Raw genomic sequence first — 20,106 nt, 5'->3', positions numbered from 1 at the left:
GGGCACGACGACCAAGAAGGAACGAGTGTGGCTGACGTCGCCCAGGCAGCCGGAGGGGGTCCCGTCTCTTCTGCGCCGACCGTCGACGAGGCCCGGGAGCTGGCGAGCCGCCATGGCCTGCGCGCGCTCAGCGAGCGGCCTCCTCTGCACCGGTATCTGAGAGATGTGTGGCAGCGGCGCTCCTTCCTCTGGACGCTCTCCTCCGCCGAGTCGTACGCGAAGAACGAAGCCAACCACCTCGGCCAGCTGTGGTCGGTGCTCAACCCCGCCCTGCTCATCGTGAGCTACTACCTCATCTTCGGCCTGCTCCTGGGGACACGCGGGGGGATCGACAACTTCGTCGGCTTCCTGGGCATCGGCGTCATCATGTTCGCCTTCACCTCCTCGGTCGTCACGAAGGGGGCGAAGGCGATCACCGGCAAGCTCGGCCTGGTGCGCACGCTGCACTTCCCCCGAGCCATCCTGCCGATGTCGGTGACGCTGACGGAGCTCTTGGCCTCGATCCCGGGCTTCGCGCTGCTCTTCGTGTTGATGTTCGCCACCGGCGAGCGACCCGACTGGGAGTGGTTGCTCTTCCCGGTCGCCGTGGCGATGCAGGGCCTGGCGCTGCTCGGCTTCGCCTTCATCGCGGCCCGTCTGGTCAACGCCTCCCAGGACATCGCCAACCTCATCCCGATCATCGTGCGCCTGCTGCGCTACGTCTCCGGGGTGTTCTTCCCCGTGGCCCACTACGTGGCCAGCGCACCACCGGTCGTGCAGGAGGTGCTGACGATGCAGCCCTTCGCGCTGATGCTGACCACCGGTCGCCAGTCGCTGCTGAACGGCGAGCCAGTGGTCCTCTCCGACTGGCTCATCATGGCCGCCTGGGGATTCGGTGCCGCGGCGGTGGGGCTGGTCCTCTTCTGGCAGGCAGAGACGAGGTACGGCCGTGGCTGACCCGGAGGACATGGGCACGAAGGCGCCCCACGACGCGGCACCGACGGTCGTCGTCAGCCACGTGAGCGTGACCTACCAGGTTCTCGGCGGCGAGCGACGGGGCGCTCCCAGCGACCAGGGGGCGCGTCGCTCCCTTCGTCAGCTGCTCCGTCCGGACACGAGCACCCGAATCCGTGAGGTCCCCGCGGTCAAGGACGTCAGCTTCGTCGCCAGGCACGGCGAGTCGATCGGAATCATCGGCCACAACGGTTCGGGCAAGTCCACCCTGCTGCGCACGGTGGCCGGTCTCATCCCCCCGTCGAAAGGGCAGGTGTGGGTCGCCGGTGAGCCCTCCCTGCTCGGCGTCAACGCCGTGCTGATCAACAAGCTCAGTGGCGCGCGCAACATCTACGTCGGCGGGCAGGCCCTCGGGTTGAGCACGGCCGAGATCGACGAGAAGTTCGACGACATCGTCGAGTTCTCCGGGATCGGCGATGCCGTCCACCTGCCGATGAGCACCTATTCCTCCGGCATGGGCGCCCGACTGAGATTCGCGATCTCGACCGCCGCAGCTCCCGACGTCCTGATGATCGACGAGGCCTTGGCCACTGGAGACGCGTCCTTCCGCCAGAAGAGCGCCAAGCGCATCGCCGAGATCCGAGAGGCGGCCGGCACCGTCTTCCTCGTCTCCCACTCGAACTCCAACATCCGGGCGATCTGCGACCGGGTGCTGTGGATGGACCAGGGCCGGCTGATCATGGATGGGCCCACCGAGGAGGTCCTGTCCACCTACGAGGCGTCGGAGCCCAAGAACAAGGCGCACAAGAAGAACATCCAACGTGACAAGCCCGAGCCGCAGGTTCCCGGGACCGTCCGCTGGACGGGCAACAACGGCTTCCAGACCGCACGCGCGATCTCTCGCGACACCTGGGCGCCCGGTGTGCCCGGCTGCTTCGTCGTCAGCGTGGAACCCATGTCCGTCGCGCGGATGGTCGCCCCCATCGCAGCCCGGATCGGCTGGCCGCTGCTGTGGGTGCGCCCGGGCGCCCTTCCCGGCGCCACCCGTGACGAGCTGAGCCGGCTGGCTCCCGAGCGCGTCGTCGTGGTCTGCGCCCCGGACCGGATCAAGGCCCGGCCGTACAACCGCATCGAGGAGCTGGTCACCGGAACGGTCGAGTGGCTGGGTGCGGATGACCCGACCCGCACCGCCGCCCAGCTGCTCGAGGCCTTTCCCCCGGGGGACTCGTCCACGGTGTACGTGACCCACCAGGACAATTCCGCCCGCCCACCCGTGGCGTCCCTGGCGGCGGCGCGAGCAGGACAGGCGGTCGTCGTGTGCGACGGCACGGGGGTGACCGATGAGTTGGCCGCCGCCCTGGCGCACGTCCGCCCGCGCCGGCTGCTCCTCGTCGGCTACGAGGAGGAGTGGCCCACCACCGTCGTCGGTCAGCTGCGGCAGGCGACCGGCGCCGAGATCGAGTTCGTCTCGGAGGGTGGACCGATGGCCCTCGCCGCCGGACTGTGGGGGGACAGGGAACGCGGAGGACGGGTGATCGTCTCCGGGTCCTCGGCCACGGAGATGCTCTCCGCCACCGCGGCGGCCGGGCACACCGACACCCCGATGCTGCTCATCACCTCCGGTCGACTACCCGACCTCGTGCGGACGCGCCTGGAGCGTCTTGCTCCCTCGGAGATCGTGCTCTCGGGGGGCATCGAGGCGCTGCCGCCGAGCCTGCGGCAGTCCCTCGGCGAGATCGTCGCCGTGGGGTCCCGGACGGTCGAGGCGTCGCCGCTGCACTGAGGGCCGACGCCGTGGACCGATGGGGCACTCCGCCCCGGAACCATGTACCGTGGGACCACGAGAAACCACACAGATCCGGGTCCACTCTGTTCAGTTCCGCGTCCCCATCGGGGACGCGGTGTGAGTCGAGTCGGCCCGCACTAGCGTATGAGGGGGTCACGCCATGGGGCGCGGCCGAGCAAAGGCGAAGCAGACCAAGGTGGCACGCGAGTTGAAGTACTACTCGCCGGACACCGACCTGCGAGCGCTGGAGGCGGAACTTCAGGGCAAGTCCCACGGACGCACCGAGCGTGCGCCCGATGACGAGCACCACGTGGACGACGACGACGAGTCCTGGCCCGACGCGGATCGGTAACACTCTCGCTCCGGCGGGGCTCGGTCGGGCCCTCCGTCAGATCAGCCCCTGACGACGCGCTTCGGCGACCGCGGCCGCACGCCCGGAGACGCCGAGACGACCGTAGGTGTGCGACAGATGTGACTTCACGCTCGAGAGGCTGAGGTAGAGGCGCGCAGCGACGTGCTTGTTCCCCAGTCCCGCGCCCACCAGCCGCAAGACCTCGACCTCCCGCTCCGACAGCGGCGTGGCCACCCGGGGTGTGCGCTGGACGAGGGGCCCGGTCACCGGCTGGTCCAGGTCGGCGTGCTCGCCCCGTGCAGCAGCACGGATGGCGGCGCCGATCTGCAGCGGCGTGCTCGAGATGACGAGGCAGCCGCGTGCTCCCGCGGCGATGATGCGCTCCGGTCGCACGTCGTCCTCGATGAGTACGACCCACGCGGGGCCCTCGTGTGCCCGTGCGGTGGCCAGCACCTCGACGGGGTCGGAACCGAGCCCGCCGACGAGCACGACGACGTCCACCTGCGCAGTCGTGGCGATCTCGGCGGGCGTCGCCGCCGGTGGGACGGGCTCCAGGTCCGGGTCTGCCTCCAGAACGGCGACCAGGGCATTGCGACGGCGCTCATCGGCGTCGGCGACGAGCACGCGGGTGGCGGGTGTCAGGCGTACTCCCCGAGGACCTGGACAGCTCCGCCGTCCACACCCTTGGCGCCCTGCACGACCTCGATGCCGGACTCGGTCCGGGCAGTCGCAGCGTCGCCGACCTCGCCCAGGACCCACGCGTCGATACCGGCGGCGCCCGCCCGGGCGATCGCCGTGTCGGCATCACCCGCCGGCAGTGCCGCGACGAATCCGATACCCATGTTCAGGGTGCGCTCCAGGTCGGAGCGCGGGACCGAGCCGAGCGCGCCGACGAGGGAGAAGATCGCCGGTGGCGTCCAGGTGGAGCGCTCGACACGGGCGAGCGTGCCGGCGGGCAGCACCCGGGCCAGGTTGGCCGCCAGACCGCCGCCGGTGACGTGGCTGAGCGCGTGGACGTCGACGTCCCCGGCTCGCACGAGGTCCAGCAGGGCACGCGTGTAGATGCGCGTCGGCTCGAGGAGTTCCTCACCAAGGGTGCGGCCCAACTCGTCGACGTGCCGGTCGAGCTCCCACCCGGCGGAGGCGATGACCCGCCGAACGAGGGAGTAGCCGTTGGAGTGCAGACCCGAGGAGGCGAAGGCAAGCACGGCGTCTCCTTCGACCACGCGGTCCGGGCCGAGGACGTCCTCGTGCTCGACGACGCCGGTGGCCGCGCCGGCCACGTCGTACTCGTGCGGGTCCAGCAGGCCGGGGTGCTCCGCCGTCTCCCCGCCGACGAGTGCGACACCGGCGAGCTCGCACCCCTTCGCGATGCCCGCGACGATCGCCGCGATCCGCTCCGGGACGACCTTGCCGGTCGCGATGTAGTCGGTCATGAAGAGCGGCTCGGCCCCGCAGACGACGATGTCGTCCACGACCATGCCCACGAGGTCCTGGCCGATGGTGTCGTGCTTGTCCATCGCCTGCGCGATCGCGACCTTGGTGCCGACGCCGTCGGTGGAGGTGGCCAGCACCGGTCGACGCATGCCCTGCAGGGCGCTCGCGTCGAACATGCCGGCGAACCCACCGAGACTCCCCAGGACCTCCGGACGGGTTGCCCTGCGGACCGACTCCTTCATCAGGTCGACGGCCTTGTCGCCGGCCTCGACGTCGACTCCGGCATCGGCGTAGGTGATCGGGGTCTGCTGGGTCACGGGCGTCGCACCGCCTCTTGTGTCGGGCTGAATTCGAGCTCGAGCAGCCCCTTGCCCAGGCGGTCCTCGGAGGGCAGCTCCATGGGGTAGACGCCGGAGAAGCAGGCCGTGCACAGCTGGTCGACCGGCTGCTCGGTGGCCGCGACCATGCCGTCGTGGCTGATGTAGCCAAGAGAGTCCGCGCCGAGCGAGGTCGCGATCTCGTCGACCGCGAGGCCGGTGGCGATGAGCTCGGCGCGCGTGGCGAAGTCGATGCCGAAGAAGCACGGCCACTTGATCGGGGGCGAGGAGATGCGCACGTGGATCTCGGCGGCACCGGCCTCACGCAGCATCCGCACCAGGGCGCGCTGGGTGTTGCCGCGGACGATGGAGTCGTCGACGACGATGAGGCGCTTGCCCTTGATGACGTGCTGGAGCGGGTTGAGCTTCAGACGGATGCCGAGCTGGCGGATCGTCTGGCTGGGCTGGATGAAGGTACGCCCCACGTAGGCGTTCTTCACCAGGCCCTGGCCGAAGGGGATCCCCGACTCCTGCGCGTAGCCGATGGCCGCCGGTGTGCCGGACTCCGGCGTGGGCATGACCAGGTCGGCCTCCACCGGGTGCTCGCGAGCGAGGGTGCGCCCCATCTCGACACGCGCCTCGTGGACCGTGCGGCCGTTGATCGTCGTGTCGGGACGGGCGAGGTAGACGTACTCGAAGACGCAGCCCTTGCGGTCCGGCTCGGCGAACTGCTGGGTGCGCAGCCCGTCCTCGTCGATGACGACCAGCTCGCCCGGCTCGACCTCGCGGACGAAGGAGGCGCCGACGATGTCCAGGGCCGCGGTCTCCGAGGCGACCACCCAGCCGCGCTCCAGACGGCCGATGACCAGAGGTCGCAACCCCTGCGGGTCACGGGCGGCGTAGAGGGTGTCCTCCTCCATGAAGACGAAGCAGAAGGCGCCTCGCAGCCTGGGCAGCAGGTCCATGGCGGCGGCCTCGAGGCTCAGCTCCGGGTCGTGCGCGAGGAGGGCCGTGACCAGCGCGGTGTCGGAGGTGTTGCCGCGGCGCAGCTCACCGTCGGTGATCCGATGGATCTGGCCGTTGTCGCCGGGGATCTCGTCGCCACGTTCCTCGACGAGCCGGCGCAGGTCGGCGGAGTTGACGAGGTTGCCGTTGTGGGCGAGCGCGACGGTGCTGGTCGAGTGTCCACCCAGCGTCGGCTGGGCGTTCTCCCACGTGGACCCACCGGTCGTCGAGTAGCGGCAGTGACCGACCGCGATGTGCCCGCGCAGCGTGGACAGGCTCCGCTCGTCGAAGACCTGCGAGACGAGTCCCATGTCCTTGTAGACCAGGATCTGCTTGCCGTTCGACGTCGCGATGCCCGCCGACTCCTGCCCGCGGTGCTGCAGGGCGTAGAGGCCGTAGTAGGTCAGTTTCGCGACGTCCTCACCGGGTGCCCAGACGCCGAAGACGCCGCAGGCGTCCTGGGGCCCCTTCTCCCCGGGGATCAGGTCATGGGACAGCTGTCCGTCTCCGCGTGGCACGGGGTCCAGTCTCCCACAGCCGGGGGTGCGGGCGCAGGGTGGCCGACCGGCCCCCTTCGTCTACTTGCGGTAGGTCAGGAGCGCGGCGACGACGGCGCCGACGAGGCCGCCGACGAAGAGTCCGACGACGCTCATGTACCCGAGTGCGGCGCCCGCGTCGTAGGTGATGTTGTAGCCCTCGTCGGTGTTCGGCCCGACCAGCGAGATGATCCCGAAGACGATGAAGCCGATGATCGCCCCGGTGGCGATGAAGGGGACTGGCTTCGGGCGGCTCGGTGGCTTGCTGTTCACGGCTCCATCGTAGGTTGGCGGCATGACCAGCCAGCGCCCGCATGCCGACGTCCCCGGGATGACGCTCCCGCCACCGCGGACCCCGGACCCGACCACCGCGCCGCGCCTGCGCTGGGGCCTGCTCGGGGCGGGCGGGATCGCCTCGCAGATGGCCCTGTCCCTGCGTGAGACCACGCAGGAGGTCGTCGCCGTCGGTTCCCGGGACGCTCAGCGGGCGCGGGCCTTCGTGGCCGAGCACGCACCCGACGCCCGCGCGCACGGCGACTACGTCTCCCTCGTCGCCGACGCGGACGTCGACGTCGTCTACGTCGCGAGCCCGCACAGCGAGCACCTCGAGCACGCCCTGCTGGCCATCGCGGCCGGCAAGCACGTCCTCGTCGAAAAGCCGATGGCCCCCACCGCCGACGAGGCCAGGCAGATCGTCGACGCCGCCCGGTCAGCCGGGGTCTTCTGCATGGAGGCGATGTGGACGCGTTTCCTGCCGCACATCGATGTCCTGCGGCAGGTGCTCGAGACCGGGTTGCTCGGCGAGGTGAGCACCGTGCTCGCCGACCACGGCATCCGCCTGTGGCCGGACGGGCCGCAGCGCCTGGCCGACCCGTCGCTCGCGGGCGGGGCCATGCTCGACCTGGGCATCTACCCGTTGTCCTTCGCCTCGCTCACCCTCGGCGGTCTGCAGCGGGCCACGGGTCTCGGGGACCTGACCGACCTCGGGGTCGACCGGCGCTTCGCCTTCGTCGCGCAGGGCCCGGGCGGGGCCGTCGCCTCGCTCTCGACGGACATGTCCGCAGCCACCCCGACGACCGCGTCGGTCAACGGCACGTGGGCGCGTCTGGAGCTGGCGGAGAAGTTCTACATGCCGACGACGATGCGACTCGTCGGAGCGGACGGGGTCGTCCTCGACACGATGACCGGCGACCCGATCGAGCAGCACCGCGGGCTGCGCCACGAAGCGGTCGAGGTCGCGCTGCGCGTGGCCGCCGGCGAGTCCGAGTCACCGATCATGCCGCTCGACGAGACCGTGGCGGTCCTGACGGTCATGGACCGGCTGCTCGGCTCCCTTCGCCGCTGAGCGGCAGGTACGCCGAGAGATCGGTGCGCTGACCGCTGACCAGCACGCTCCCTTCGTCGACCGCGTCGGACCACGTGCGGTCGCCGACCGCGAGCGCCAGCCACGTCTGCGGGTCGGTCTCCACGACCGCCGGCGGGGTGCCACGGGTGTGCACCGGACCCGGCACGCACTGCGTCGCGGCGAAGGGAGGCACCCGCACCTCGACGCTGCGGCCGGGGGCCCGCTCCGCGAGCTCCTCGATCGTGTAGCGCACAGCGGTGGCGAGGGTGGCCCGGTCCGCGGAGGCGCCGTCCGAGCTCGACCACGCCCGCACCGCTGCCAGGCCCGTGTCCACGGGGATGCGCCGTCGTCCAGCCATGGCCCCAGTCTCGCACTGCCGTCCGTTCGTCGACCGGCCCGCTCCCCGGCGCCGTTTCATCCCCCATCCGACGCCCGGATGCGGCATGGTTCGACGTGCCCGCTGCGCGGGAACGCCACGTCAGCTCCATCGGGAGGAACACATGTCCATCACCTCACGGGGTGCCGCGCTCGCCGTCGGCGCCGGTGCGGCCGTCGCACTCGTCGCCGCGTCCGGCGCCGCCCACGCCGCCGAGCCGGTCGGCCCGGGCGGCATCGACCAGTCCCTGACGAGTGTCAACCTGCTCAACATCAACGACTTCCACGGACGCATCGACAGCGACGGCACCGGCGCCCTGGGCAAGAACGTCGCCTGCACCATCGAGTCGGCCAAGGAGTCGCTGGATGGCGGCAGCACCGACGACGAGGACAGCACGCTCCTGCTCTCCGCCGGGGACAACATCGGCGCCTCGCCCTTCGTCTCCTCCTCGCAGGAGGACACCCCGACGCTCGAGTACCTGGGCGCACTGGGCATGGACGCCTCCGCCGTCGGCAACCACGAGTTCGACCGCGGTTTCACCGACCTGACCGGGCGGGTCGCGCAGACGGCGGACTTCCCCTACCTCGGCGCGAACGTCTACGCCTCGGGCACAACCACCCCGGCCCTGGACGAGTACGCGATCCAGGCCGTCAACGGCCTGGACGTCGCCGTCATCGGCGCCGTCACCGGCCAGACCTCATCCCTGGTCTCCCCCGCGGGTATCACCGACATCGAGTTCGGCGACCCGGTGGCGGCGGTCAACCGGGTCGCCACGCAGTTGACGGACGGGGACGACACCAACGGCGAGGCCGACGTGATCATCGCCGAGTACCACGAGGGCGCCACGTCCGGGGCGAGCACGCTGCAGGAGCAGCTGGCCGCAGGAGGTGCTTTCGCCGACATCGTCAACACCACCTCCGGTGACGTCGACGCGATCTTCACCGGCCACACCCACCAGGAGTACGCCTGGGACGCCCCCGACCCGGACGGCGGCACCCGTCCGATCGTGCAGGCCGGCTCCTACGGCGACCCGGTCGGCCAGGTCCGGCTGGGCATCGACCCCGACAGCGGCGAGGTGACGCAGTACTCCGCCAGCCTGCTGCCGACGCTCGAGTCGTCCGGGACGTGCGTGGGTGACGCCGAGTTCGATGCGGCCGCGGAGATCGTCGACACGGCCGTCGCCGACGCCGACGAGATCGGCAAGGAGGTCATCGGTGAGGTCTCCGACGACATCACCACGGCCGTCCCGGTCGACGACGACCGCGACGACCGGCAGCGCGAGTCGACCCTGGGCAACCTCACCGCCGACGTCTGGCTCGACGCGATGAACCAGGAGGGCCGACCCGGTGCCGACATCGGCATCATGAACCCCGGCGGTCTGCGCGACGAGCTCCACCACGAACCCACCCGCGACGAGGGCCCCGGAGAGGTCACCTTCGCCGAGGCCGCGGCGGTGCACCCCTTCGCCAACACGCTGATGACGGTCGACCTCACCGGCGAGCAGTTCGTCACGGCGCTGGAGCAGCAGTGGCAGCCGGAGGGCGCGTCGCGCCCCTTCCTCAAGCTCGCCGTCTCGGAGAACGTCTCCTACACCTACGACCCGGACGCGGCGACCGGTGAGCGGATCACCTCCGTCACCGTCGATGGCGAGCCGATCGACCCGGCGGCGACCTACACGGTCACCTCGGGTTCCTTCCTGCTCAGCGGCGGTGACAACTTCACCGTCCTCGCCGAGGGCACCGGTTCCACCGACAGCGGCCTGATCGACACCGACGCCTTCGTCGACTACTTCAGGGACCGCGACGTCGTCGAGCCGGACTTCGCCAAGCGCGCGATCGCCGTCGACGACCAGCCGAGCGAGCTCGTCGCCGGCGAGGACGTCTCCTTCACCGCGTCCGGCTTCGACCTGACCTCCGTGGGCTCCCCGACCAACACCGAGGTGGAGGTCCTCCTCGGGGAGACGTCGCTCGGGACCTTCCCGATCACCGCCGGGCTCATCGACGGACTGCCGACGCGCAACGGCACGACAGAGGTCACGGTCACGGTCCCGGAGGGCGTGGCCGGTGACGCGACGGTGACGCTCGTGGCCTCCCCGAGCGGGACCACGGCGTCCTTCCCGGTGGTGGTCACCGCCGGGGACGACGGTACCGAGGGCGGCACCGAGGGTGACGACGCCGACGGCGACACCGACAGCGGTACCGATGACGAGGTCACCGACAGCGACTCCGACGAGGCCGAGCCGGAGCGTCCGGACCTGGTCCAGACCGACGGCTTCGTCCGGGGTCCGGACTCGGTCGTCTCGGCCGTCCTGGCCCTCGTCGGGGTGGGCCTGTTCCTCGGGCTCGCGCTGACCCGCCGCTCCCGGGGCTGAGCGCACCACCTCGACGGGGGCGCGCACCGACGAGGTGCGCGCCCCCCGTCGCCGTCCACCGCCTCCCCGAAACGAAGTGCTGCAGGCTCGAGTTGGTTGACCCAGCAGCACGACGAGGTGCTGCTGGATATACGAACTGGAGCCAGCAGCACGTCGTATGGGGGAGGATCGAGGGCGTGACTGAGGCGGAGATCGAGTTCGTGCCGGACGAGCACGGCGGGGTGACGGTGATGCGTGACGGGCACCCGCAGAGCCATGTCGATCTCGCGGACCCAGAGCACCTCGTCTTCGAGTACGTGCAGCACATGGCGGCCGCGATCGATGCGGCCTTCCCCGGCTCCGACCCGATCGGGGTCACCCACGTCGGTGGCGCCGGGCTGAGCATGCCGCGCTGGGTGCACGCCACCCGTCCGGGTTCCCCCCAGATCGTGCTCGAGCCGGACGAGCAGGTGACCGCCGCGGTGCGTGCGGAGCTTCCCCTGCCGCGCGGGCACCGGATCCGGGTGCGGCCCCAGCTGGGCCGACCCGGGGTTGCGGCCCTCAAGGACGACTCCGCGCACGTGGTCCTGGTCGATGCCTTCGACGAAGGGAGGGTCCCGCCCGACCTGCAGACGCTCGAGTTCTTCACGGAGGTCGCCCGCGTGCTGCGTCCGGACGGGTTCGTCGCCATGAACTGCCCGGACGAGCCGGGGTGGAGGCACGTCAAGGACGTCGCCGCGGGACTGCGGGAGGCCTTCGCCCCCGGAGGGTCGCTCGCCCTGGTCGCGATGCGGGACGTGATGAAGGGACGGCGCTACGGCAACACCGTCCTGATCGCCTCGCTCGGGACCGTCGACGCCGACGAGGTGCGCCGGCAGGTGGGCCGGTGGCCCTTCCCCTCGGGCGTGCTGGCCGGGGCAGAGCTGACCCGGCGCACCAACGGCGGCACGCCGATCACCGACGGTGACGCCCGCCCTTCGCCGGCGGCACCCGACCCGGGAGTCTGGCGAACGCGCTGACTGCTCCCCGCCCGGGCATGCCGGCGGCTGCGGGTGGGGTACACCGACAACGACCCCGACACGTGCGGTTGAGATAGAGACTCATTCGTGATCTGTCCGGGACTCGTGCTTGGTAGTCTCGCGCCCGTCGGCGCACGACGATGTGGACTGTTGAACTCCTCGCCAGTGCGACCCTTCCGACGCTGACTGAAAGGAACACTCGATGCGGTCTCACCGTGCTCTCGCTCTCATCGCAGCCTCCGCACTGGCCCTGACGGCCTGCGGCGGCAGCAGTGACGACTCCGAGGGCGGCGGCGACGACGCCGGCCTCGGTCTCATCCAGTCCGGGTCCCTCACGGTGTGCTCGGACATCCCGTATCCGCCCTTCGAGTTCGAGGAGGACGGGGAGTACACCGGCTTCGACATGGACCTGATGAGCGAGATCGCCTCCGGACTCGATCTCGAACTGGCGATCAAGGACGTCGGCTTCGACGGCCTGCAGAGCGGGTCCGCCCTGGCCGCTGGCACCTGCGACATCGGCGCCAGCGCGATGACGATCACTGAGGAGCGGGAGAAGAACCTCGACTTCTCCGAGCCCTACTACGACTCGCTCCAGTCACTGCTCGTACCGGAGGACTCCGACATCAAGTCCATCGAGGACCTGGCCGGCAAGACCGTCGGCGTCCAGCAGGGCACCACCGGGCAGAAGTACGCCAAGGAGAACGTCCCCGAGGGCGCCAAGAACACGGCCTACCCGAGCGACGCCGAGCTGTTCCCGGCGCTGCAGTCCGGCGGTGTCGACGCCGTCCTGCAGGATCTGCCGGTGAACCTGCTGCACACCCAGGAGGGTGCCTTCACCATCGTCGAGGAGTACGACACCGACGAGCAGTACGGTTTCGCCGTGAAGGAAGAGGGAGCCGAGAAGCTGCTCGAGGCGGTCAACGAGCAACTCGCCACCCTCCGCGAGGACGGCACGTACGACGAGCTCTACGACACGTACTTCACCGAGAAGTGAGGTGCCCGTGGCCCGGCCCCTGGCCGGGCCACCGTCGTCCCTGACCATCGGAAGGTCCACGTGTGAAACCCTCCACCCGCAGACGCCTGTTCCGCGGCACCCTCTACGCCGTCTTCGTCGTTGCGGTGGTCCTTGTCGTCATCGTCGCCGACTGGGAGGCCGTACGTACGAGTTTTCTCGACCCGGGCGCCGCCAAGGCGTCCTGGCCGGAGATCGTGACGACCGCAGCGAAGAACACGGTCGTCTACACCTTCATCGCCTTTTTGGGCGGCCTGGCCCTCGGTCTGGTCCTTGCCCTGATGAAGCTCTCGCCGGTCGCCCCCTACCGCTGGGTCGCCACCGGGTACATCGAGCTCTTCCGCGGTCTGCCCGCCCTGCTGGTGATCTTCGGCTTCGCCTTCGCCGTCCCGATCGCCTTCGCCTGGCGGCCCCCGGGTGGCAGCATCGGAGCCGGCCTGCTGGCCCTGATCATCGTCTCGGCGGCCTACATCGCCGAGACCATCCGGGCCGGCATCCAAGCCGTCCCGAAGGGGCAGATCGAGGCTGCCGAGTCCCTGGGAATGAGCCCGAGTTGGACCATGGTCTCGGTCGTGCTGCCGCAGGCCTTTCGGATCATCACCCCACCGCTGACCAACGAGTTGGTCATCATCATCAAGGACACCTCACTGCTCTTCGCCGCCGGCATGGCTCTGGGTGACCGCGAGTTGACCACCTTCGGGCGCGATCTGACCTCGCAGACGGCCAGCCCGACGCCGCTGTTCCTGGCTGCCCTGGGATACCTGGTCATCACGGTGCCGCTGACCCAGCTGGTGGCCCACATGGAACGACGCCAGAAGAGGGGACAGTGATCGAGGTGACCACCGACGACCGCGTCGACACTCCCGCCATCGCCGTGCGGGATCTGCACAAGTCCTTCGGCAAGAACGAGGTGCTCACGGGTATCGACTTCCACGTCGACCAAGGAGAGGTCGTGTGCGTGATCGGCCCCTCCGGCTCGGGCAAGTCGACGCTGCTGCGTTGCGTCAACCGCCTCGAGGAACCCACGAGCGGGACCATCCTCATCGAGGGTGTCGACATCACCGACCCGGAAACGGACCTCGCGGCGGTGCGCACCCGGATCGGCATCGTCTTCCAGCAGTTCAACCTCTTCCCGCACCTGACCGTCCTGCGCAACCTGACGTTGGCCCAGCGGCGGGTCAAGGGTCGCTCGAAGGCCGAGGCCGAGGAGGTCGCCCGACGCAACCTGGAGAAGGTGGGCATGGCCGGCCGCGAGAGCGCCTACCCGGCGCAGCTGTCCGGTGGTCAGCAGCAGCGCATCGCCATCGCTCGGGCCCTGTCGATGGACCCGGACATGATGCTCTTCGACGAGCCGACCAGCGCCCTGGATCCCGAGCTCGTCGGCGACGTCCTGGAGGTCATGCGCACGCTGGCCAACGAGGGGATGACGATGATGGTCGTCACCCACGAGATGGGCTTTGCCCGCGAGGTCGGTGACCGTCTGGTCTTCATGGACGGCGGCGTCGTCGTGGAGCACGGCGACCCGCGAGAGATCCTGTCGAACCCGCAGGAGACGCGCACCCGGGACTTCCTGTCCAAGGTGCTCTGACGCAGCGACCCCAGACGCAGAAGTCGAGGGTGGACGTCGTACCCACGTCCACCCTCGGTTTCTGCGTCCCGGGGTCAGGTGTGGGTCAGTCGAGCGACCACCGAGGGCAGGTCGGCCATGTCGTCGATGATCGCGTCTGAGTGCTCCAGCCAGTCGACGGGGATGATGTCGCTGTGGTACCCGACCACGGTCATGCCGGCCGCCCGGGCGGCCTCCACCCCGGCCCGGCTGTCCTCGACGACGACGCACCGCTGCGGCGCGTAGCCCATCGACTCCGCGGCCGCGAGGAAGACGTCCGGGGCGGGCTTGCCACGCTCGACCTGCTCGGCGCTGAACCGGGACTCCTCGGGGAAGAGGTCGGTCAGGCCGGCGGTGGTCAACTTGCTGCCGATGGCCCGCCAGATCGAGCCCGAGGCGACACACACGGCGTGACCGACGTCCCGCACCGCGACGACGGCCTCCCGGGCGCCCACGATGGGCTCGAGCCGCTCGTGGCTGCGCGCGAACTCGGCGCGCCACTTCGCCTCCCACTCGGGGTCCGGGACGGAATCGATCATCTCGGCGATCGTGACCCGGTTGTCCGCATAGGCCTTGCCGACGAAGGTGTGGACGGCGTCGTCCTCGGTGAAGTCGATCCCCGCGTCGAGCATCATCGCCGTCCACGTCTGCACGTTCAGTCGCTCGCTGTCGACGAGCACGCCGTCGCAGTCGAAGACGACCAGCCACCCGGACCCCGCCATGCTCACCCGAAGTACCGGCTCATCGTGCCCGTGTGGGCCGTGCGCATCTTGTCGAGCGGGAGCTGCAGGACGTCCTTGACACGCAGACCGGTGCCATCGGTGACCCCGAGCCGCGCCACCGGTACGCCGTGGGTCTCGGCGACACCGAGGACCTCGGCGAGGTCGGCCTCGGAGGAGACCGTCACCAGCGCACGGGCCGTGGACTCGGAGAAGAGCGCGGTGAAGGCGTCGATGCCGTCCCGGTCGAGGACCGGGGACAGGTCGAGGGAGGCGCCGGTGCCCCCGTGGAGCACGGACTCCGCGAGGGCGACCGCCAGGCCGCCGTCGGACAGGTCGTGCGAGCTGGTCAGCAACCCGCGACGGACGGCGTCGACGAAGAACTCCGCGAGCGCCTTCTCCGCAGCCAGGTCGACCTTCGGCGGTCGCCCGCCGAGGTGGCCGTGGACGGCGTTGGCCCACTCGCCGCCGTCGAGCTCGTCCCTTGTCTCCCCGAGAAGGAGGACGACCTCCCCCTTCTCGCCGAAGCCGGAACGCACCGAGGTGGCCACGTCGTCGAGGACGCCGAGCACCCCGACCACGGGGGTCGGGTGGATCGCGATGTCCCCGGTCTGGTTGTAGAAGGAGACGTTGCCGCCGGTGACCGGGATCCCCAGCTCCAGGCAGGCGTCGAAGAGACCGGCCACGGACCGCTCGAACTGCCACATCACGCCCGGGTCCTCCGGCGAGCCGAAGTTGAGGCAGTCGGTGACGGCCAGGGGCAGGGCGCCGGACGTCGCGACATTGCGGTAGGACTCGGCCAGGGCCAGCTGCGCCCCGGCGTAGGGGTCGAGCCGACCGAAGCGGCCGTTGCAGTCCGTGGAGACCGCGACGCCGAGCCCGGACTCCTCGTCGATGCGCACGACGCCGGAGTCGTGGGGCGTGGCCGACTTAGTGTTGCCCAGGACGTAGCGGTCGTACTGGTTGGTGACCCAGGACTTGTCGCACAGGTTGGGCGAGGCGAGCAGGTCGAGCAGGGTGGCGCCCGGGTCGTCCGGACGGGGAAGGGATGAGCTCGAGTCGGCCCGAACCGCGTCGAGCCACTCGGGCCGGGCGATCGGACGGTCGTAGACCGGGCCCTCGTGGGCGACGGTGCCGGGCTCGACGTCGACGATGGTCTCGCCGTGCCAGGTGATGACGAGGTTGTCGCCGTCGGTGACTTCGCCGAGGACGGCTGCCTCGACGTCCCAGTGGCCGGTGATCGACAGGAAGGCGTCGAGCTTGTCGGGCGCGACGATCGCCATCATCCGCTCCTGCGACTCGGACATGAGGATCTCCTCGGGGGAGAGCGTGGAGTCGCGCAGCGGGACGCGGTCGAGCTCGACGTGCATGCCGCCGTCGCCGGCGGAGGCGAGCTCCGAGGTGGCGCAGGACAGGCCACCACCGCCCAGGTCCTGGATACCCTCGACGACGCCCGCGGCGTAGAGGTCGAGACAGCACTCGATCAGGACCTTCTCGGCGAAGGGGTCACCGACCTGGACGGCGGGACGCTTGGTGGGTCCCCCTTCGTCGAAGGACTCGGAGGCGAGCACGGAGACACCGCCGATCCCGTCGCCGCCGGTCTTGGCGCCGAAGAGGATCACCTTGTTGCCGGTGCCCGATGCGTTGGCCAGGTGGAGGTCCTCGTGGCGCAGCTTGCCGACGCACAGCGCATTGACGAGCGGGTTGCCCTGGTAGCAGTCGTCGAAGACGACCTCGCCGCCGATGTTGGGCAGACCCAGGGAGTTGCCGTAGCCGCCGATGCCCTTGACGACGCCGGGCAGCACCCGCGCGGTGTCCGGGTGGTCGATCGCCCCGAAGCGAAGGGGGTCCATCACCGCGACCGGGCGGGCACCCATCGCCATGATGTCGCGGACGATGCCGCCGATGCCGGTGGCCGCACCCTGGTAGGGCTCGACGTAGCTCGGGTGGTTGTGCGACTCGACCTTGAAGGTCACCGCCCAGCCCTGGCCGATGTCGATGACGCCGGCGTTCTCGCCGATCCCGGCGAGGGTCCTGCCCAGCGGGGTCTCGCTGGGCAGGTCACCGAAGCGCTTCAGGTGGATCTTGGAGGACTTGTAGCTGCAGTGCTCGGACCACATGACCGAGTACATCGCCAGCTCGGCACTGGTCGGGCGGCGGTCGAGGATGTCGCGGATGCGCTCGTACTCGTCCTGCTTGAGGCCCAGATCTGCCCACGGCTGCTCGGCGTCCGGGGTGGCGCCGGCCCGGGTGACGGTGTCCAGCGTGCTCATGGTCTGCTCGGTCATGCGGACACCACCTGCTCGAGGACGGACGTGAAGACGGTGCGTCCGTCCAGGCCCGGGCCGAAGCCCTCCTCGACGGCGTGCTCGGGGTGGGGCATGAGGCCGACGACATTGCCGCGCTCGTTGCTGATCCCGGCGATGTCGCGGGCGGAGCCGTTGGGGTTGATCCCGACGTAGCGGAAGGTGACCCGCCCCTCCCCCTCGAGGCGATCCAGGGTGTCCCGGTCGGCGACGAACTGTCCGTCCTGGTTCTTCAGCACGACGGTGATCTCCTGGTCGGACTCGTACCCGCTGGTCCAGGCGGTCGCGGCGTTCTCCACGCGCAGGACCTGGTCGCGGCAGAGGAACCTGCGGTGGTCGTTCTGGATCATCGCACCGGGCAGCAGGTGGGACTCGGTGAGGACCTGGAATCCGTTGCAGATCCCCAGGACCGGCAGTCCCCCCTTCGCTGCCGTGATGACCTCGCCCATGACCGGCGCGAAGCGGGCGATGGCCCCGGCGCGCAGGTAGTCGCCGTAGGAGAAGCCGCCGGGGATGACGACGGCGTCGACGCCGCGGAGGTCGGCGTCGCCGTGCCAGAGGGCCACGGCCTCGCCGCCGGCGATGCGCACGGCGCGGCGGGCGTCGGCGTCGTCGAGGCTGCCCGGGAAGGTGATGACGCCGATCTTCACGCGCCCGCCCCGGTGATCGGAGCCTGCTCCGGCTCGTCCGAGGTCAGCTCGTGGACGTTGACGACGTCCTCGATGACCGGGTTGGACAGCAGGGTCTCGGCGGCCTCGCGAGCGCTGGTCAGGTGCGCCTCGGTGACCGGGCCGTCGACGGACAGGACAAAACGCTTGCCCTGCCGCACGTCGGTGAACTGGTTCAGACCCAGGCGCGGCAGCGCGCCGCGCACGGCCTGCCCCTGGGGGTCGAGGATCTCGGGCTTGAGCATGACGTCGACGACGATGCGTCCCACGGGGTGTCTCCTGAGGGCGAAGGGGGTGGGTCCGCCCGAGAGTCTAGTTGGCGCCGCACGCCCCCCGTCGCTCGAGGTGCGAGTCCCCTCAGCGGAGGGCCTCGGGTCCGTCGGTCGCAGCTCGCAACCGCGGCCACGCCGTCGAGGATCATCCGCCGACCGGAGCCTCCCGCGGCACCGACGCGAAGCGGGAGAGCGTGAGCCACCGAGGTAGGGCTCCCCTCGCCTCGGCGGAGCCCTCGAGCCTCAGGTCGCCCCGACGCAGTGCCGCCGCCCAGGTGCGGTCCCCACGCCAGATGTGCACCAAGGTCGGCAGGTCGGCCTCCACGCCCACGGTGACGGGGAAGCCCGGGTCGAAGTCGCACAGGTCGACGGCGCCGGCCGCCACGACGATCCACCACTCCCGGTGGGCCGCCTCGACGTCCGGGAAGCGGAAGCCCAGCACCACCCGCCCGGTGGGCATCTGCGCCAGATCGAGGTTGCGGTGCACGTCCCACATCAGCAGCGTCGGGTCGTAGTCCTCCTCGCCGAGTCGGCTGCGCCACTGCACGCCCCACGCGCCGAGGGCCATGACCACCGGCTCCAACGCCCTCCCGCCGGGAGTCAGCTCGTACCGGATGCGGTTGCCCTCGTCCAGACGCACCACGATGCCGGCCCTGGCGAGGCCGCGCAGGCGCTTGGACAGCAGCGCGGGCGACATCTTGGGCACGCCCCGGCGGAGCTCGTTGAAGTGGTGGCTCCCGCACAGCAGCTCTCGCACGATCAGCACGGTCCACCGCTCGTCGAGCACCTCCATCGTCTTGGCGATGGGGCAGAACTGGCCGTATCCCGCCATGGGACTCGCCTCCTCCGACCGCTTCAGGCTACGCGCGTGCGCGGGTCCGGTACAGATCCAGAACTATCGGCCGGCTCGTGGGTGAGACACCGTTGGGAGAGGCAGGTACACACCACTCAAGGGATCCGGTCATGACAACCACAGGATCGACGACACCGACGAATACCGGGGACGACGCGCCGACGCTGCCGGAGCAGGCAGGGACGCTGCTGGGGCACCTCGCCGGGTACATGGCGACCCGCGTGATCCAGGTGGGGCTGGAGTCGGGGCTGCTGCGCGGCATTGCCACCACGCCATCGCTGACACCCGACGAGCTGGCGGAGCGGCTCGGCATGGACGACCTGTACGTGGCCGTCTGGTGCCGGGCCGCCTTCGGCGCCGGCGTGCTGGAGCGGCACGAAGGGGGCTACGCGTTGGCTGCGCACGTGGAGACCCTGCTCTTCGACGAGGACTCGCCCGCCCATCTCGGCGCCATGGTCGCAACGGTGGGCCAGTACGAGATGTTCGGGCGGTTCGCCGACACCCTGACCACCGGCGAGCGGATGTGGTGGGACGAGACGAGCCCCGGGTGGATCGCCTGCGTCGAGGGTACGGGTCGGCCGTTCTACACGCGCCTACTCACCGCCGGGCTGGCGCAGGTGCCCGGGGTGGAGGACGTCCTGCGCACCGGTGGCCGCGTCCTGGACACCGCCTGCGGGTCCGGGGCCGGCGTGGTCCGGCTGGCGAGGGCCTACCCGCGGGCGAGCGTCGTGGGCGTGGACGGTGACGCCCACTCCATCGAGCGGGCCGGGTCCGCGGTTGAGGTCGCCGGTCTCTGCGACCGCGTCGAGCTCCTGGTCAGCCCGCTCGAGGAGATGACGCTCGAGGAGCCGGTGGACGTCGTCATCAACAACATCTCGATGCACGAGTGCCGCGACATCGACCGGGTCACCGACCGAGTGCTGGCAGCGCTGAAGCCGGGCGGCTGGTTCGTCATCTCCGACTTCCCCTTCCCGGACAGCGACGAGGGGCTGCGCTCCGTGCCGGGCCAACTGATGTCCGGGGTGCAGTTCTTCGAGGCCCAGATCGACGACCAGCTCCTGCCTCGGTCCGCCTACGACGAACTGCTGACCCGGCACGGATTCACCGACATGGGGTGGTTCCGGCTGAGTCCGGTGCACGCGGTGACCTACGGCCGCCGTCCCGCGTGATCGTGCGGGTCGAGGTATTCGCGCTCTCCCGGACGCACGCTCGTA

20 protein-coding genes are annotated in these 20,106 nt (G+C 70.3%); 10 read left to right on the top strand and 10 right to left on the bottom strand.

Translation table 11 applies throughout. The features are described from left to right. Positions 1-27 precede the first annotated feature (27 nt). From V1351_RS00975 to V1351_RS00965, 3 genes are all read left to right on the top strand, one after another. Positions 28-936, top strand: a complete 909-nt coding sequence (locus tag V1351_RS00975; RefSeq protein WP_338749857.1) for an ABC transporter permease — start codon at positions 28-30, stop codon at positions 934-936. Next, positions 929-2,716, top strand: coding sequence for an ATP-binding cassette domain-containing protein (locus V1351_RS00970; protein WP_338749855.1), 1,788 nt, complete (start codon positions 929-931; stop codon positions 2,714-2,716). The genes V1351_RS00975 and V1351_RS00970 overlap by 8 nt, the downstream gene beginning before the upstream one ends. 163 nt (positions 2,717-2,879) lie before the next feature. Beyond that, entirely contained in the window at positions 2,880-3,071 is a 192-nt protein-coding gene (locus V1351_RS00965) for a DUF3073 domain-containing protein (RefSeq protein ID WP_338749853.1), read from the top strand. A gap of 36 nt (positions 3,072-3,107) precedes the next feature. On the opposite strand, the gene V1351_RS00960 is transcribed toward V1351_RS00965, so the two are convergent. The 4 genes from V1351_RS00960 to V1351_RS00945 are packed head-to-tail and all read right to left on the bottom strand — an operon-like array spanning position 3,108 to position 6,639. Beyond that, entirely contained in the window at positions 3,108-3,695 is a 588-nt protein-coding gene (locus V1351_RS00960; protein ID WP_338749851.1) for a helix-turn-helix transcriptional regulator, read from the bottom strand. Positions 3,696-3,709: 14 nt separating this feature from the next. After that, a complete protein-coding gene (gene purM / locus V1351_RS00955; protein WP_338749849.1) occupies positions 3,710-4,825 on the bottom strand; it encodes a phosphoribosylformylglycinamidine cyclo-ligase in 1,116 nt (371 codons plus the stop codon). After that, positions 4,822-6,348 (bottom strand): amidophosphoribosyltransferase, encoded by a 1,527-nt coding sequence (gene purF, locus V1351_RS00950; RefSeq protein WP_338749847.1) that lies wholly within the window; start codon positions 6,346-6,348, stop codon positions 4,822-4,824. The genes purM and purF overlap by 4 nt, the downstream gene beginning before the upstream one ends. 60 nt (positions 6,349-6,408) lie before the next feature. Further along, positions 6,409-6,639, bottom strand: a complete 231-nt coding sequence (locus tag V1351_RS00945) for a hypothetical protein (RefSeq protein ID WP_338749845.1) — start codon at positions 6,637-6,639, stop codon at positions 6,409-6,411. Between the two features lie 22 nt (positions 6,640-6,661). On the opposite strand from V1351_RS00945, the gene V1351_RS00940 reads away from it, so the two are divergent. Further along, entirely contained in the window at positions 6,662-7,711 is a 1,050-nt protein-coding gene (locus tag V1351_RS00940; protein ID WP_338749843.1) for a Gfo/Idh/MocA family protein, read from the top strand. Here the strand turns inward: V1351_RS00940 and V1351_RS00935 are convergent. Continuing rightward, the gene (locus tag V1351_RS00935) at positions 7,677-8,069 is read right to left on the bottom strand and encodes a sterol carrier family protein (protein ID WP_338749841.1); all 393 of its coding nucleotides are present in this window, start codon (positions 8,067-8,069) and stop codon (positions 7,677-7,679) included. The two genes, V1351_RS00940 and V1351_RS00935, sit on opposite strands and share 35 nt — an antisense overlap. Before the next feature lie 142 nt (positions 8,070-8,211). Between V1351_RS00935 and V1351_RS00930 the strand changes: the two genes are divergently transcribed. The 5 genes from V1351_RS00930 to V1351_RS00910 all read left to right on the top strand — a co-directional run bounded on the left by V1351_RS00930 (position 8,212) and on the right by V1351_RS00910 (position 14,056). Beyond that, positions 8,212-10,458 carry a bifunctional metallophosphatase/5'-nucleotidase gene (locus V1351_RS00930; RefSeq protein ID WP_338749839.1) on the top strand — a complete coding sequence of 749 codons (2,247 nt, stop codon included), beginning with the start codon at positions 8,212-8,214 and terminating at the stop codon, positions 10,456-10,458. 176 nt (positions 10,459-10,634) lie between these two features. Next, entirely contained in the window at positions 10,635-11,456 is an 822-nt protein-coding gene (locus V1351_RS00925; RefSeq protein ID WP_338749837.1) for a spermidine synthase, read from the top strand. A gap of 202 nt (positions 11,457-11,658) precedes the next feature. Beyond that, on the top strand, positions 11,659-12,450 hold the full coding sequence (locus tag V1351_RS00920) for a basic amino acid ABC transporter substrate-binding protein (RefSeq protein ID WP_338749835.1): 792 nt from the start codon (positions 11,659-11,661) through the stop codon (positions 12,448-12,450). 62 nt (positions 12,451-12,512) lie between these two features. After that, positions 12,513-13,298 carry an amino acid ABC transporter permease gene (locus V1351_RS00915; protein ID WP_338749833.1) on the top strand — a complete coding sequence of 262 codons (786 nt, stop codon included), beginning with the start codon at positions 12,513-12,515 and terminating at the stop codon, positions 13,296-13,298. Further along, positions 13,295-14,056 carry an amino acid ABC transporter ATP-binding protein gene (locus V1351_RS00910; protein WP_422388990.1) on the top strand — a complete coding sequence of 254 codons (762 nt, stop codon included), beginning with the start codon at positions 13,295-13,297 and terminating at the stop codon, positions 14,054-14,056. The genes V1351_RS00915 and V1351_RS00910 overlap by 4 nt, the downstream gene beginning before the upstream one ends. A 74-nt stretch (positions 14,057-14,130) precedes the next feature. Here V1351_RS00910 and V1351_RS00905 read toward each other — a convergent pair whose 3' ends face one another. From V1351_RS00905 to V1351_RS00885, 5 genes are all read right to left on the bottom strand, one after another. Then, complete coding sequence (locus V1351_RS00905; RefSeq protein ID WP_338752424.1) at positions 14,131-14,796, bottom strand: HAD family hydrolase; 666 nt, start codon at positions 14,794-14,796, stop codon at positions 14,131-14,133. Between the two features lie 2 nt (positions 14,797-14,798). After that, a complete protein-coding gene (gene purL, locus V1351_RS00900; protein WP_338749829.1) occupies positions 14,799-17,081 on the bottom strand; it encodes a phosphoribosylformylglycinamidine synthase subunit PurL in 2,283 nt (760 codons plus the stop codon). Next, a complete protein-coding gene (gene purQ, locus V1351_RS00895; protein ID WP_338749827.1) occupies positions 17,078-17,749 on the bottom strand; it encodes a phosphoribosylformylglycinamidine synthase subunit PurQ in 672 nt (223 codons plus the stop codon). The genes purL and purQ overlap by 4 nt, the downstream gene beginning before the upstream one ends. Then, a complete protein-coding gene (gene purS / locus V1351_RS00890; protein ID WP_338749825.1) occupies positions 17,746-18,036 on the bottom strand; it encodes a phosphoribosylformylglycinamidine synthase subunit PurS in 291 nt (96 codons plus the stop codon). Before purS ends, purQ begins: the two co-directional genes overlap by 4 nt. A gap of 148 nt (positions 18,037-18,184) precedes the next feature. After that, positions 18,185-18,871 (bottom strand): winged helix-turn-helix transcriptional regulator, encoded by a 687-nt coding sequence (locus V1351_RS00885; RefSeq protein ID WP_338749823.1) that lies wholly within the window; start codon positions 18,869-18,871, stop codon positions 18,185-18,187. A gap of 131 nt (positions 18,872-19,002) precedes the next feature. Here V1351_RS00885 and V1351_RS00880 point away from each other — a divergent pair, with 131 nt between their 5' ends. Then, positions 19,003-20,061, top strand: a complete 1,059-nt coding sequence (locus V1351_RS00880) for a class I SAM-dependent methyltransferase (protein WP_338749821.1) — start codon at positions 19,003-19,005, stop codon at positions 20,059-20,061. The last annotated feature ends 45 nt before the right edge of the window (positions 20,062-20,106 follow it).

It is taken from the genome of Janibacter sp. A1S7 (genome assembly GCF_037198315.1).
GTDB lineage: Bacteria > Actinomycetota > Actinomycetes > Actinomycetales > Dermatophilaceae > Janibacter > Janibacter alittae.
This window is presented reverse-complemented; position numbering and strand designations above follow the sequence as displayed.

What these genes read in the sequence shown, in the direction of transcription:
- V1351_RS00965 (WP_338749853.1), top strand. Translation starts at nt 2,880, where the DNA reads ATGGGGCGCGGCCGAGCAAAGGCGAAGCAGACCAAGGTGGCACGCGAG.
- V1351_RS00940 (WP_338749843.1), top strand. Translation starts at nt 6,662, where the DNA reads ATGACCAGCCAGCGCCCGCATGCCGACGTCCCCGGGATGACGCTCCCG.
- V1351_RS00935 (WP_338749841.1), bottom strand. Translation starts at nt 8,069, where the DNA reads ATGGCTGGACGACGGCGCATCCCCGTGGACACGGGCCTGGCAGCGGTG.
- V1351_RS00930 (WP_338749839.1), top strand. Translation starts at nt 8,212, where the DNA reads ATGTCCATCACCTCACGGGGTGCCGCGCTCGCCGTCGGCGCCGGTGCG.
- V1351_RS00920 (WP_338749835.1), top strand. Translation starts at nt 11,659, where the DNA reads ATGCGGTCTCACCGTGCTCTCGCTCTCATCGCAGCCTCCGCACTGGCC.
- V1351_RS00905 (WP_338752424.1), bottom strand. Translation starts at nt 14,796, where the DNA reads ATGGCGGGGTCCGGGTGGCTGGTCGTCTTCGACTGCGACGGCGTGCTC.
- purL (WP_338749829.1), bottom strand. Translation starts at nt 17,081, where the DNA reads ATGACCGAGCAGACCATGAGCACGCTGGACACCGTCACCCGGGCCGGC.
- V1351_RS00885 (WP_338749823.1), bottom strand. Translation starts at nt 18,871, where the DNA reads ATGGCGGGATACGGCCAGTTCTGCCCCATCGCCAAGACGATGGAGGTG.
- V1351_RS00880 (WP_338749821.1), top strand. Translation starts at nt 19,003, where the DNA reads ATGACAACCACAGGATCGACGACACCGACGAATACCGGGGACGACGCG.